The sequence below is a fragment of the Actinoplanes octamycinicus genome (assembly GCF_014205225.1).
GTDB classification, from domain to species: domain Bacteria; phylum Actinomycetota; class Actinomycetes; order Mycobacteriales; family Micromonosporaceae; genus Actinoplanes; species Actinoplanes octamycinicus.
On sequence record NZ_JACHNB010000001.1, the window covers coordinates 5,952,979 to 5,965,698 of the forward strand.

A 12,720-nucleotide genomic window follows, 5' to 3' on the forward strand; every position below is an offset into this window, starting at 1 on the left:
ACTCGACCTACCGCCATCGATCTGCGTGCCCACGACGTCAAGGAGCGCTTGACAGCCGCGTTGAGCCGTCGGCGGCGTGCGCACGTTGTGGGCAGGCCGTAAGGGCTGACCGTTACTGACCGCTAAGGGTTGCAGAGGCTCCACCGCTCAAGGGCGGCCGCTCGCGGCCGTCGCTTGCGACGCGTAGCGCCCTTGACGGTGGAGGGGCGGCCCGGACGCACGGCGCGCCGCCGCGCCCTGCATCCGACGGCCGCGACTCGACGGCGGCCCGGCGCGGCGGCTCGGCCGCGTCGCCCTGACCGCACCGGTTGGCTGCCGACCAATACTCCTTAATCCCCCACGCCGCGTCGATGTTCTACAGCGGCTCACGGTTGTCCGTTCCCCACGCCATCCGACGGGCGATGGCGAGCTCCGGCCAAAGCACTGCGGCGGCCGGAGCTCGCGCCCAGGCGGCGGCCTGAGCGGCCCGTTTTGGGCCACCTTGAAGATGTACAGGAAGTTTGAACGAAGCTCGACCGGCGTATGTGGCGGATCGCGGTAACGGCATCCGTGAGTCAGAGGCGTTGTAGGGGCAGATGCCACGGGAATCCGCTTGCCGAGTGATCGCTGGTTCCTGAGGCATGCGGATCGAAGCCATCAGACCCCAGTAGGACGTCGATCCCCTCATCCCGCAGTTGGTGGATGCTGCGGCGGAATGGTGCCCGGCCGGCGAGTGCGCTGTTCGCGAAAGGGAGGATGACGACGGGAATTCCTAGTCCTGGTGCCTCGGCGAGGAGCCCGAGGGCGTAGGTGTCGGCAATGCCCTGCGCAAACTTGTTGATGGTGTTGTACGTGGCGGGCGCGACGATGATGGCGTCGGCGCGGCGTGGCTTCGGATCGGTCGGCTTGCGGTATCGGCTGCGTACGGGGTGGCCGGTTTGCGCTTCCAGGGCCTCGATGTTGATGAAGTTGAGAGCCGCTGGGGTGGCGATGACGTGGACGTCCCAACCGTCGGCTTGGGCCAGGTCGACGAGCTGGCCTACCTCGCCGGCGGGGCCGGCAGCACAGACGATGACGTAGAGCATCTTGCCGTCAGGATTCATGGGGTGATCCTCGGACGTCTTGAAGGGGGCAAGCTATTGCCCCTACGGCCGGACCGGCTGAGTCCCGGTTATGAGGCAGGAACGGGTTCGCCAGCGACGAGGGCGAGGATGGCGGGCAGAAGCGCGGGATTCGCGGCGATAGTGGCGCTCGATCCGGTGTGATGCGGGGTGCCGTCCTGGTCTACGAGGACGGCACCGGCCTCACGAGCGATGATCACCCCGGCTGCGGTGTCCCAGGGTTTGTTGGCGAGCATGACAATGGCGTCGACCTGGCCGGCGGCCAGCCAGGCGAGGTCGATGGCGGCCGAGCCGTGCATGCGGACACGCTGCACGCTGGTAGCAAGGCGCTGAGTGAGGGCGAAGCGGGCGCGGTTCTTGTCGTCGGCGCCGTCGCCTACGGCGTAGTCGCCGAGGGCCACCACGGCGTCGCCGACGTGGGCGGTGGTGCTGACAGCGATGGGCTGGTCGTTGGCGTAGGCGCCAGCGCCTTCGGCTGCGTGGTAGCGGACGCCAAGAAAGGGCAGATCGATGACACCGAGTACGGAGCGATTCTCGCGTGCCTACGGTGGAGTGATGGGGTCGGATCGCTGTCCCTGACACCGGTTCTTTGATCACGGCCTGTGCTTGCTCGTGTTGACAAGTCGGGTTGTCATCTCATTTAGCCGGGCGCTGGGCATCGGGGATCGCGAACACTCGGCAGAACGGCATGCACGACCTCCAGCACTTCTACGCCTCGGTCTTCCGGGACGGCCGCGAGTCGATCAAGGCACTGGCCGCGTACCTCGGCTACTCGGACCCCGGATCCGCCCTCCGGATGGAAGCCCAGCAGTGCGGGGGGAACCGCCGGGCGATCGACCGGGTTCTCAAGGGGGGCGAGACGGTCACACGGCCCAGCGGCGGCCCAGAGCGTCCGGGCAGCACGAAACCGCAGCTTGAGGCCCTGCTTCTCGCGGTGCACCAAGTTTTTCTGGTCGAGTGTCGATCTGGCGGCGCGCCGTTCGTACAGATGGCGAAACCACCGGCGGCGTTATCGTCGCGACCGGAGAGCGGAGGACGGCATGAAGCAGTACCTGTTGAGCGTGTACCAGCCCGACGGCGGCACCCCGCCGCCCGAGGTGCTCGAGCCGATCATGGAGGGGCTGCGGCGGCTCAACGACGATCTGCGCGCGGCCGGGGCCTGGGTGTTCGCGGCCGGGCTGCACGCGCCGGAGACGGCGACCGTGGTGCGGGTGCGGGACGGCGCGGACCTGATCACCGACGGGCCGTTCACCGAGGGTAAGGAGCACCTGGGCGGGTTCACCGTCATCCAGGCGCCGGACCTCGACGCGGCGCTCCGCTGGGCGCGCCGGATGGCGGACGTGACGACGCTGCCGATCGAGGTTCGCCCGATCGCCTCGTGAAGCTCGTGACCGACGTGGACTTCGAGGAGCTCTACCGCCGGGAGTACGGCCGCGCGGTCGCGATCCTGACCCGCGCCTTCGGCGATCTCGATCTCGCCGAGGACGCGGTGCAGGACGCGTTCGCCGCGGCCGTGCGCCGCTGGCCGGCGGAGGGCTGCCCGCCGAGCCCGACCGGCTGGATCGTCACCACCGCCCGCAACCGGGCGATCGACCGGCTGCGGCGGGCCCGGGCCGGCGCGGAGAAGGAGGCGCTCGCGATGACGGCCGGCCACGACGAGCCGGTGGCCGGGCCGTTCACCGACGACCGGCTGCGGCTGGTCTTCACCTGCTGCCATCCGGCTCTGGCCCTGCCGGTCCGGGTGGCGTTGACGCTGCGGCTGCTCGGCGGGCTCACCACCGCCGAGATCTCGCGGGCGTTCCTGGTGCCGGAGGCGACGATGGCCCAGCGGATCGTGCGGGCCAAGGCGAAGATCCGGCACGCGGGCATCCCGTACCGGGTTCCCGCCGAAGCGGACCTGCCGGAGCGGCTGCGTGGCGTGCTCGCGGTCGTCTATCTGATCTTCAACGAGGGCTACGCGGCCTCGTCCGGCGACGCGCTGGTCCGCGACGACCTGTGCGCCGAGGCGATCCGGCTCGGCCGGCTGCTCGTCGAGCTGATGCCGGACGAGCCGGAGGCCCGCGGCCTGCTCGCGCTGATGCTGCTGATCGGGTCCCGGAGGGACGCCCGCACGGCGCCGGACGGCACCCCGGTGCTCCTCGCCGACCAGGACCGGTCGCGGTGGGACCGGACCCTGGTCGCCGAGGGGCAGGCGATCGTGCGGGAGTGCCTGCGGCGCAACCGCCCGGGGCCGTACCAGATCCAGGCCGCGATCAACGCGGTGCACAGCGACGCGCCGAGCGCCGCGCGCACCGACTGGGCGCAGATCCTGCAGCTGTACGACCTGCTGGCCACGATCGCGCCGGGCCCGGTCGTCGCGCTGAACCGGGCGGTGGCGGTCGCCGAGGTGCACGGCCCGGAGCCGGCCCTCGCCATCGTGGACGGCCTGCCGCTGGCCGATTATCACGTCTTCCAGGCCGTGCGGGCGGATCTCCTGCGCCGCCTGGGCCGCTCCGAGGAGGCCGCGGTGGCCTACGCGCGCGCCGCCGAGCTGACCGGCAACGCCGCCTCCCGGGAGTGGCTGCTGTCCCGGTCTACCGCAGGACGTCCACCACCTGTGGCTCGGTGAGGGTGTCGTAGATCAGCTGCACGGTCGCGTCGGTGATCCCGCAGAACTCCGAGATGCCGACGCGCAGCTGCCGGTCCAGGATCTCGTCGAGGCCCTGGACGGCGTAGTCGGCTGCCGAACCGCCGGCCAGGCCGACCCACCGTATCCGCTTGCCCTTGAGAGTGGACGGCTCGTAGGCGAAGCCCCGGTTCCAGACCCGGTCCACCCAGCCCTTGGCCATCGCCGGCAGCCCGAACCACCAGACCGGGAAGACCACGACGATCTCGTCGGCGGCGGCGATCCGGGCCATGTGCGCCCGCACCTCGGCCGAGTACTCCTTGGCGGCGTCCGCCCAGTCCGGCTCGTCGTCCGGGAGCAGCGACGGGTCGAAGCCCTCGCCGTACAGGTCGAGGACGTCGACGGTGCAGCCGCCGGCGACGAGCGTGTCCCGGGCGCGGGCCGCGGTGGCCGCGGTCAGCGAGTCCGGGCGGGGGTGGGCGAAGACCACGAGGGCGTGCGTCATCGGTCGAGCGCCGGGTAGTCGGTGTAACCGGTGTGGTCGCCGCCGTAGAAGGTGGCCGGGTCGGCGGTGTTGAACGGCCCACCGGCCCGGATCCGGACGTCGAGGTCCGGGTTCGCCAGCCACATGGTCGCCAGCGCGACGGCGTCCGCCACCCCGGACTCGATCGCCTCGGCGGCCGTCTCCGGCGAGGCGGGGAACGCCTCCGGCGACGGGTGCGGGTTGAGCAGGAAGGTGCCGGGCCACGCGGCGCGCAGCCGCTCGGTCAGTGCCCGGTCACCGACCTCGACCAGGTGCACGTAGGCGAGATCGAGCTCGGCCAGCAGGGCCAGGTAGACCGGCGCCGGATCGGCCTCCCGGATGTTGTTGTACGGGCTCCCCGGCGACAACCGGATCCCGGTGCGATCCGGTCCGATGCTGTCGGCGACCGCGGCGGCGACCTCGACCGCGAAGCGGATCCGGTTGGCCACCGAGCCACCGTACGGATCCGTACGCAGATTGGTGTTGTCGGCCAGGAACTGGTGGATCAGATAGCCGTTGGCGCCGTGCAGCTCCACCCCGTCGAACCCGGCGTCGATCGCGTTGCGGGCGGCGGCCGCGAAGTCGGCGACCGTGGCCCGGATGTCGTCGGCGGTCAGCTCCCGAGGCACCGGGTGGTCGAGCATCCCGTCGAGGCTGAACAGCTGCTCGCCGGAGGCCACCGGGGACGGCGCCACCGGCAGCTCCCGGTTCGGGTAGAGGCTCGGGTGCCCGATCCGTCCGGTGTGGTTGAGCTGGGCGAAGATGCGGCCGCCGGCCTCGTGGACCGCGTCGGTGACCGCGCGCCAGCCCGCCACCTGGGCGGCGGTGTGCAGCCCCGGGGTCAGGATGTAGCCCTGGCCGATCGCGCTGGGCTGGATGCTCTCGCTGATGATCAGGCCCGCGCCGGCCCGCTGCCGGTAGTACTCGGCGGTCAGCGCGGTGACGACGCCGTCGGTGGACGCGCGGTTCCGGGTCATCGGGGCCATCAGCAGGCGGTTCGGCAGCTGCAGCTTGCCGAGCGTGACCGGCTCGAAGATTTTGGGCATGGTGCGACCTCCCACAGATGCTTGATTGGCTCAAGCATTACCGTGGCACAAATGCTTGAGCCAATCAAGTGTTAGAGTGAGGGCATGGCGGTTCCCTCCGGTCCGGTCTCGGCGTCCACCGAGGCCGAGCGCGCGATGTTCGACTTCGTCGACGCGTATGACCGCGCCTACGAGACGGCCGCCGAGCAGCACGGCATGAGCGTCGCCCAGGCCTGCGTGCTGGGCCGCATCTCGCAGCCGAGAGGGATGCGCGAGCTGGCCGACGAGCTGGGCTGCGACGCCTCCAACATCACCCAGATCGTCACCCGCCTGGAGGCCCGCGAGCTGGTCGAGCGGCACGCCAACCCGAGCGACCGCCGCTCCCGCCAGCTCATCCGGACCGCCGCCGGCGACCAGCTCAACGCCGACTTCGAGAAAACCTTCGAGTTCGCCCGCTCCGCCGCCTCCAACCTGTCCATCGAGGAGCAGGCCCAGCTGGCCGCCCTGCTGCGAAAGGCCCTCGGCCAGCCGGGCCCGCGGAGTTAGGCGGGGAGCAGGCTGGTTGTCAGGACCTCTCGCGCGACGCCGCGGCCGATGGTCTGCCCGGCCTGGTCGCTGAAGCTGAAGTGCTGGCCGCCGTAGACGCGGGACAGGCCCACCTCGGTGGCCGCCGCGGCGAAGCCCGGGTAGCTGCGCGCCACGCCGCCCGGCGCCGAGTCCGTGGTGTGCGTGAACGGGATCCGGTCGGTGCGGAAGAACCCGGCCAGCACGGTCGCCGCCGCGCCGCTGTAGGAGCTGTGCCCGGACACGTACTCCGGGGAGCCGCCGACGCTGCCGGCCCGCGACGTCCACGCCGGATCCGGCTCGGTGGCCGGGTTGCCGTCGGTGTCCGCCTCCCGGATCGCGGTGGTCGGCCGCCAGTGCCGGTAGGCGTACTTGGTCGACACCGTCACCACCGTGGTGTCGGCCAGCGTCATGGTGAGCAACGCGGTCAGCCGGGTCTGCTCGGCGAGCGGCAGGTGCCGGTCGCCGGCCACGGTCAGCGCGATCCGCAGCCACTCGCCGGGCGGCTGCACCGAGCCGGCCGGCAGCGACCAGAACTGGAAGGTGGCGAGCAGGTCCGGCGCCGGGATCGCCGCGTTCCCCAAGGTCTTGACCTGGGCGAACGCCTGCGCGTAGACCGTGCTGGTCAGCGCCGGCGGCGCGCCGGGGACGTACCGGGCCGGGTTCGCCACGGCGAACGGCCGCACGTGGCGGTACTGCGTGCCCGACCACTCGGCCCGGAACACCCCGGGCCCGGCGCCGGCCGCCTGGCTCTCCACCGGGCGGTACCCGTCGTCGGCCCGGGACGCGATCACCGCGGCGCCGACCTGGTCACCCCACGCGGCGCCGCGGTCGACCGGGGTGCCCGGCCCGAGCTTCGCCAGGTCGGCGGCGAGCTGCGCGTCATAGGTGGCGGTCCGGTCGGCGTCGGCGCGCACCAGCACCGCGTGCGCCGCCGACGCCGCCGCGGCCTGCGGGTCGGCGCCGTGCGGCCCGCTGCCCCCGACCAGCGCCGGGGCGCGGCGCGCGTGCCCGGAGCGCAACCCGTTGACCGCGTCGTACATGGCGGCGTCGAGCATGGCGTAGAGCCGCGCGGCGTCCGCGTCGGTGGCCCGGGTGGTCCGCACCGCGGTGAACGCGAGCTCGTTCCAGACCCGGACGCTGTCGATGTCCGGCCGCTTCGACTGGGCGACCGCCGGTGCGCCGGCCCCCACGCCGGCGACAAGCACTGCGACGACGAGCAACAGCTTCTTCATCCGCACACCGTCGCGCATTCCGTGAAGACCGTTATCGATATGTAGGCAACCGGACTGGACCGCTGTCCGCCGCACGGCCCGCTTCGGGTCACGGCCACCACCAATTTACGGTACGTACTCCGTACCGTAAATCGAAGTGACCGTGACCGAAGCGGGCCGTGCGTGCCCGGCGGTCAGCCCCGCTTGGTGCAGGTCAGGATGATCAGCGAGTCGAGCGGCAGCTTCTTGCCGGCCTTCGCGGACTGCTTCTTCACGGTCCAGTTCTGCGGGAGCACGACGAAGGTGTCGTTCTCGTCGGCCGAGCCGAACTGGACCCGGGTGAAGCCGAGCTGCTTGAGCGTGTCCTCGGCGATCGCCGCGTTCTCGCCGACCAGGTTCGGCATGGTCGCGGTGGCCGGCTGGGGCGGCGTGGTGGTCGGCGCCGCGGTCGGCTCGGTGGTGGCCGGCGTCGTCTCGGCCGGCGTGGTGGTCGGCGGCGTGGTCGGGACGGTGGTCGCCGGCGTGGTCGTCACCACCTGGGTGGGCGCGGCGCCGGTGCTCTTCTTGTCGTCGTCACCGGCGGCCGCGGAGATCACGCCGCCGAGGCAGCAGAGCGCCACGAAACCGCCGGCCACCCCGAGGATGATCTTCCCGGCGTTCTTCTTCGGCGGCGGGGGCGCGAGGAATCCGGGGTGGCCCGGCGGGATCGGCTGTCCGGGCGCCGGCGGCGGCTGGTATCCGGCGGGTGGCGGGGCCCAGCCGGGCTGCGGCTGCGGATTGATCGGCGGTTCGTGCGGCGGCTGGTTCGAGTAGGACATTGCCCTCTTCCGGGATCTGTTCACGGGGCCCACGCTGACCGGACCGAGGTCCAAGATCATTTAGGCTTGTTGAACATTCAAGCTCAGCCGGTGATCCGGACGGCTAGGTCGTTCGGGTACATCACCCCGCCTACCGGCCAGTAGTTGATCATGAAATCGATCGGCCGCCGGCAACCGGATCGCAACCGGGTCGCCCTGTTCGCGGCACGAATCCTGCCGAACGGAAAGGGTCTGCTGTCTTCGATCTTCGGTGCGGGAGGGGTGCGGCGTGGGCGGGCGACGACTTCCGCTCTGGGGCTGGCCGCTGGTGCTGGCCCCGGTGCTGACCACGGTCTACTACCTGATCGGGCACTATGCCGGGACCTGGACGGTGGGGAGCCAGCTGGTCTTCTCGGTGCCGTCGGCCAGCGCGGTGGCCGCGCTGATCGGCGCCGCGATGCGGTACCGGCCGCACGGCGCGCGCCGGCCGTGGCTGCTGCTCGCCGCCGGGCAGGGCGCCATGCTGATCGGCGACCTGGTCTACTACCTGCTCGGCCGCTCCGGCGAGGTGCCCTATCCGAGCCTCGCCGACCTCTGGTATCTCGGCGGCTACATCGGGCTCGCGCTCGGCCTGCTGTCGCTGCTGCGCCGCCGCACCCCCGGCTGGGACCTGCCCAGCCTGATCGACGCGACCGTCGTCGCGGTCGCCACCAGCCTGGTCGCCTGGGTGTACCTGATCGAGCCGCTGTCGTCCGGCGCGTCCGGCGCCGCCCAGGCGGTCACCATCGCCTTCCCGATGATGGACCTGGTGCTGCTCACCGTGGGCGTCCGGCTGATGATCGGCGCGGGCCGCCGGCCGCCGACATTCTGGCTGCTGATGACCTGGCTGGTCATCATGATCTTCGCGGACACCACGTACTCGCTGCAGGCACTGCTCGGCACCTACGACGGCACCGTCCTGGACGGATTGTGGATCTGCGGAGTGTTCAGCCTGGCCGCCGCGGCCCTGCACCCGTCGATGGCCGCGGTCGACGAGCCGTCGCCGGCCGCCGCGCCGGACGCCACCCGGAGCCGGCTGATCGTGCTCTCGGTCGCCTCGGTGGTCGCCCCGGTCCTGCTCGGCGTGCAGTACCTGCGCGGCGCGGCCCTGCACGTGCCCGAGGTGACGGTCGCCTGCATCGTGCTGTTCCTGCTGGTCCTGGCCCGGATGGCGGGGCTGGTCGACGTCCAGCGGACGATGGCGATCACCGACGGGCTGACCGGGCTGCGGACCCGGCGCTACCTGGAGGAGGCGTTGCGGACCGAGGCCGAGCGGTGCCGGCGTACCGGAGCATCCTTCGCCTTCGTGCTGGTCGACGTCGACCACTTCAAGCGGGTCAACGACACCTACGGCCACCAGGCCGGCGACCGGGTGCTGGTCGAGGTGGCCCGCCGGATGCGCCAGCTGGTCCGCACCGGCGACGTGGTGGCCCGCTACGGCGGCGAGGAGTTCGCGGTGCTGCTGCCCGGCGTCGGCCCGGAGACGGTCGCCGCGATCACCGGCAGCATCCACCGGGGCGTGTGCACCGCCCCGTTCGCCATCGGCGACGACCTGCTGCTCTCGGTCACCGTCTCGGTCGGCGTCGCCTGCCTGCCCGAGCAGGCCACCGAGGTGACCGAGCTGACCCGGATCGCCGACCAGGCCCTCTACGCCGCGAAGGCCGCCGGCCGCAACCGCGTGGTGGTAGCCGGCGCCGACACCCTGCCCGCCGCCGCGTGATCAGCGGGCCGGATCCCAGTAGGCGGTGGGCAGGCCGGTCACGCCGACCCGGGCGGTGAACAGCCGTCCGGAACCGGGGAAGCCCTCGGTCCGCGCTGTGGTGATCACGAGAAGGTCCAGGTCCGGGCCCGCGAAGGCGACGCTTGTCGGTTGCGGCGCGTCGACGGTCACGGTCGCCACGAGCACACCGCTGGGGGTACGACACTCCACGCGCCCGCCGTCCCACACCGCGATCCACAGGTTCCCGTCCGCGTCGGCGCACATGCCGTCGGGGAGGCCGCCGCCGACCCGGAACGCCGCCCGGCGCTCGCCGGCCGCGCCGGTGACCGGGTCGTAGTCGCGGACGTGAACCACGCCCGGGATCGTGTCGATGCTGTAGAACCGGTCACCGGCCGGGCTCCAGGCGAGCCCGTTGGAGAGGATCAGGTCGTTGTCGAGGGTGGTCAGCCCGCCGTTCTCGAACCGGACGAGCACCTCGGTCCCGGACCGCTGCCCGGGGTCGAGGCTGCCGACCAGGAACCGCCCGGCCGGGTCGACCGCGCCGTCGTTGAGCCGGCTGGTGCTGCCCGGCGCGAGCACCCGCGCCAGCTCGGTCCGCGTCCCGTCGACCGCGACCCGGGTGAGCACCTCCCGCTCGGCGACCAGCAGCTCCCCGCTCTCGGCGACCGCGACCGCCCCCACCTCGGCGCCGAACCGCCACTCACCGGTGGCGGCGATCCGCCCGTCCCGCAAAGCTCCTTGGTGGACGACGCCGCCGTCGATGTCCACCCAGAGCAGCCGCTGCCGGGCGCCGTCCCACACCGGCCCCTCGCCGAGGGCGCAGATCTCCACCCCGGCGGGGCGAGCGGTGAAAGCGGTCGTCATCACTCTCCTACCGTAGTTCCGAAGCCGGGGTTAGCCTTCGGTCATGCGGCCGCGGCGGAGTGCGCAGTGGTATGCCGGGGAGGACCGGAACAGCTACATCCACCGGGCCTGGATGCGTCGTGGGCTGCCGGGGGACGCGTTCGCCGGCCGGCCGCACGTGGCGATCGCCAACACCGCCTCGGACCTGACGCCCTGCAACGCGCACCTCGATGAGGTGGCGCGCAGCGTGTCCGCCGGGATCTACCAGGCCGGCGGGATCCCGCTGAACCTGCCGGTGGTGTCGCTGGGGGAGACGCAGGTGCGGCCGACCGCGATGCTGTGGCGCAACATGGCCGCGATGGCCATCGAGGAGATGCTGCGGGCCAACCCGATCGACGGGGTGGTGCTGCTCGGCGGCTGCGACAAGACCATTCCGGCGCTGCTGATGGGCGCCGCCTCGGTCGACCTGCCCGCCGTCGTGGTGCCGGGCGGCCCGATGCTCACCGGAACCTTCCGCGGGGTGCCGCTCGGCTGCGGCACCGACGTGTGGAAGCTGTCCGAGGAGGTGCGCGCCGGGACGCTGCCGGCCGCCGAGTTCCAGCGCTCCGAGTCGTCGATGATCCGCAGCCGGGGCCACTGCAACACGATGGGCACCGCCTCGACCATGGGGCTGCTCGCCGAGGTGCTCGGGATGACCCTGCCGGGCGTCGCCGGCACCCCGGCCCCGGACAGCCGGCTGCTGGAGGCCGCGCACGCCACCGGGGTCCTCGCGGTCGAGATGGTCGACGCCGGTCGCCGCCCCAGCGAGGTGATCGGTCACGGGTCGTTCCGCAACGCGATCGTCGCCCTCGCGGCCCTGGGCGGGTCGACGAACGCGGTGGTGCACCTGCTCGCGATCGCCGGCCGGCTCGGCGTCCCGCTCACCCAGGACGACTTCGACCGGATCGGCGCGGACGTGCCGTTGCTGGTCGACCTGCTGCCGGCCGGCCGGTTCCTGATGGACGACCTGTTCCGGGCCGGTGGCCTGCACGCCGTGCTCGCCGAGGTGCGCGACCTGCTCGACCCCGCCGCGCTCACGGTCACCGGCCGGCCGCTGGTCGAGCACCTGGCCGGGGCGGTGACCCACGACCGGGAGGTGATCCGGCCGCGTGCGCAGCCGTTGCAGGCGCACGCCGGGATCGCCGTCCTCTACGGCAACCTGGCCCCGGACGGCGCGGTGGTCAAGCCCGCGGCCGCGTCCCCGCACCTGCTGCGGCACCGGGGCCCCGCGGTGGTCTTCGACTCGGTCGAGGACCTGCACGCCCGGCTCGACGACCCGGATCTCGAGGTGACCGCCGACTCGGTGCTGGTGCTGCGCGGCTGCGGCCCGAAGGGCTACCCGGGGATGCCGGAGGTGGCGAACATGCCGCTGCCGGCGAAGCTGCTCGCGCTCGGGGTCCGCGACATGGTCCGGATCTGCGACGGCCGGATGAGCGGCACGGCCTACGGGACCGTCGTCCTGCACGTGTCCCCGGAGGCCGCCGCCGGTGGCCCGCTCGCCCGGGTCCGTACCGGCGACATGATCGTTCTCGATGTGGCCGGGCGGCGTCTCGACGTCGACGTGCCGGCCGGAGAGTGGGCGGCCCGGGAGCCGTCCGCGGAGGCCGCGCGGGCCTACGCGGCGCCGCGGCGGGGCTGGGAGCGGCTCTACGTCGACACCGTCGGGCAGGCGAACACCGGCGCCGACCAGGATTTCCTGCTCGGCGCCAGCGGTGACCACGTCGCTCGCGGCTCGCACTGATCAGGCACCGCGGATGCTGCCCCAGCCGGAGTCGGCGCAGGTCATCCCGAGCCGGTAGCGACCGGCGGCGTTGACCAGCGTCTGGTTCGTGACCTGCCGGGCGGGGACGTTTCCGAGCAACACCGGCGCACCGCTGTCGGCGTTGATGATCCGATAAGCGCATCCTCCGTTTCCGGTCTGGATGCGGACGAACACCAGGTGGTTGCTGCCGGCCGCGACGACCCCGCTGGTGCAGCTGCCGAGCGGGGTGGTGACGATGCAGTCCTGCGTCACCAGCGAGTGAGCCTGTGCCGCACCGGCGGGAAGCAGGGCCGCGACCGGTGCGAGGACGGTGAGCAGGCCGAATGATCTCTTGTTCTTCACCATGGCATCGGTCTAGCGGCGCGGGCGTTGTCTTGCTCCTGCGCGGCCGGTCAGTCAAACAACTCCGGACAACGGGTCCCACTTTTGCTTCCTGTGACAAAAGTTGGGCGAGGCGGATCGGAAAGATAGACAGCTGGTTTCGAAACT

The 12,720-nt window shown here is 72.0% G+C and carries 12 protein-coding genes and 1 pseudogene; 5 read left to right on the forward strand and 8 right to left on the reverse strand.

Translation table 11 applies throughout. From position 1 onward, the window contains the following. Positions 1-554: 554 nt before the first annotated feature. The gene (locus BJY16_RS26125) at positions 555-1,082 is read right to left on the reverse strand and encodes a flavoprotein (RefSeq protein WP_185042208.1); all 528 of its coding nucleotides are present in this window, start codon (positions 1,080-1,082) and stop codon (positions 555-557) included. A gap of 68 nt (positions 1,083-1,150) precedes the next feature. Then, a pseudogene (locus BJY16_RS26130) lies at positions 1,151-1,624 on the reverse strand (inositol monophosphatase family protein); the annotation flags it as partial. Positions 1,625-2,140: 516 nt separating this feature from the next. Here BJY16_RS26130 and BJY16_RS26135 point away from each other — a divergent pair. Together BJY16_RS26135 and BJY16_RS26140 are read left to right on the forward strand one after the other, a co-directional pair. Beyond that, entirely contained in the window at positions 2,141-2,482 is a 342-nt protein-coding gene (locus tag BJY16_RS26135) for a YciI family protein (RefSeq protein WP_185042209.1), read from the forward strand. A gap of 5 nt (positions 2,483-2,487) precedes the next feature. After that, complete coding sequence (locus BJY16_RS26140; protein ID WP_203758944.1) at positions 2,488-3,708, forward strand: RNA polymerase sigma factor; 1,221 nt, start codon at positions 2,488-2,490, stop codon at positions 3,706-3,708. Here the strand turns inward: BJY16_RS26140 and BJY16_RS26145 are convergent. Together BJY16_RS26145 and BJY16_RS26150 are read right to left on the reverse strand one after the other, a co-directional pair. Then, the gene (locus BJY16_RS26145; protein ID WP_185042210.1) at positions 3,674-4,210 is read right to left on the reverse strand and encodes an NAD(P)H oxidoreductase; all 537 of its coding nucleotides are present in this window, start codon (positions 4,208-4,210) and stop codon (positions 3,674-3,676) included. The two genes, BJY16_RS26140 and BJY16_RS26145, sit on opposite strands and share 35 nt — an antisense overlap. After that, on the reverse strand, positions 4,207-5,274 hold the full coding sequence (locus BJY16_RS26150; protein ID WP_185042211.1) for an alkene reductase: 1,068 nt from the start codon (positions 5,272-5,274) through the stop codon (positions 4,207-4,209). Before BJY16_RS26150 ends, BJY16_RS26145 begins: the two co-directional genes overlap by 4 nt. A gap of 84 nt (positions 5,275-5,358) precedes the next feature. On the opposite strand from BJY16_RS26150, the gene BJY16_RS26155 reads away from it, so the two are divergent. After that, a complete protein-coding gene (locus BJY16_RS26155) occupies positions 5,359-5,799 on the forward strand; it encodes a MarR family winged helix-turn-helix transcriptional regulator (protein WP_185042212.1) in 441 nt (146 codons plus the stop codon). Here the strand turns inward: BJY16_RS26155 and BJY16_RS26160 are convergent. Then, entirely contained in the window at positions 5,796-7,052 is a 1,257-nt protein-coding gene (locus BJY16_RS26160) for a vanadium-dependent haloperoxidase (RefSeq protein WP_185042213.1), read from the reverse strand. The genes BJY16_RS26155 and BJY16_RS26160 overlap by 4 nt on opposite strands. A gap of 173 nt (positions 7,053-7,225) precedes the next feature. Beyond that, positions 7,226-7,849 (reverse strand): PASTA domain-containing protein, encoded by a 624-nt coding sequence (locus BJY16_RS26165; protein WP_185042214.1) that lies wholly within the window; start codon positions 7,847-7,849, stop codon positions 7,226-7,228. A 268-nt stretch (positions 7,850-8,117) separates the two neighbouring features. Between BJY16_RS26165 and BJY16_RS48570 the strand changes: the two genes are divergently transcribed. Further along, positions 8,118-9,587, forward strand: coding sequence for a GGDEF domain-containing protein (locus BJY16_RS48570; RefSeq protein ID WP_185042215.1), 1,470 nt, complete (start codon positions 8,118-8,120; stop codon positions 9,585-9,587). Here BJY16_RS48570 and BJY16_RS26175 read toward each other — a convergent pair whose 3' ends face one another. Beyond that, positions 9,588-10,451, reverse strand: coding sequence for an SMP-30/gluconolactonase/LRE family protein (locus BJY16_RS26175; RefSeq protein ID WP_185046675.1), 864 nt, complete (start codon positions 10,449-10,451; stop codon positions 9,588-9,590). A gap of 43 nt (positions 10,452-10,494) precedes the next feature. Between BJY16_RS26175 and BJY16_RS26180 the strand changes: the two genes are divergently transcribed. Then, positions 10,495-12,210 carry a dihydroxy-acid dehydratase gene (locus BJY16_RS26180; protein ID WP_185042216.1) on the forward strand — a complete coding sequence of 572 codons (1,716 nt, stop codon included), beginning with the start codon at positions 10,495-10,497 and terminating at the stop codon, positions 12,208-12,210. Here the strand turns inward: BJY16_RS26180 and BJY16_RS26185 are convergent, their stop codons facing one another. Then, positions 12,211-12,576 (reverse strand): hypothetical protein, encoded by a 366-nt coding sequence (locus tag BJY16_RS26185; RefSeq protein ID WP_185042217.1) that lies wholly within the window; start codon positions 12,574-12,576, stop codon positions 12,211-12,213. Positions 12,577-12,720: the final 144 nt, after the last annotated feature.

Bases quoted from the DNA above. Each gene is read 5' to 3' on its own strand.
- BJY16_RS26125 (WP_185042208.1), bottom strand. From the start codon at position 1,082: ATGAATCCTGACGGCAAGATGCTCTACGTCATCGTCTGTGCTGCCGGC.
- BJY16_RS26135 (WP_185042209.1), top strand. From the start codon at position 2,141: ATGAAGCAGTACCTGTTGAGCGTGTACCAGCCCGACGGCGGCACCCCG.
- BJY16_RS26145 (WP_185042210.1), bottom strand. From the start codon at position 4,210: ATGACGCACGCCCTCGTGGTCTTCGCCCACCCCCGCCCGGACTCGCTG.
- BJY16_RS26150 (WP_185042211.1), bottom strand. From the start codon at position 5,274: ATGCCCAAAATCTTCGAGCCGGTCACGCTCGGCAAGCTGCAGCTGCCG.
- BJY16_RS26155 (WP_185042212.1), top strand. From the start codon at position 5,359: ATGGCGGTTCCCTCCGGTCCGGTCTCGGCGTCCACCGAGGCCGAGCGC.
- BJY16_RS26160 (WP_185042213.1), bottom strand. From the start codon at position 7,052: ATGAAGAAGCTGTTGCTCGTCGTCGCAGTGCTTGTCGCCGGCGTGGGG.
- BJY16_RS26165 (WP_185042214.1), bottom strand. From the start codon at position 7,849: ATGTCCTACTCGAACCAGCCGCCGCACGAACCGCCGATCAATCCGCAG.
- BJY16_RS26175 (WP_185046675.1), bottom strand. From the start codon at position 10,451: ATGACGACCGCTTTCACCGCTCGCCCCGCCGGGGTGGAGATCTGCGCC.
- BJY16_RS26180 (WP_185042216.1), top strand. From the start codon at position 10,495: ATGCGGCCGCGGCGGAGTGCGCAGTGGTATGCCGGGGAGGACCGGAAC.
- BJY16_RS26185 (WP_185042217.1), bottom strand. From the start codon at position 12,576: ATGGTGAAGAACAAGAGATCATTCGGCCTGCTCACCGTCCTCGCACCG.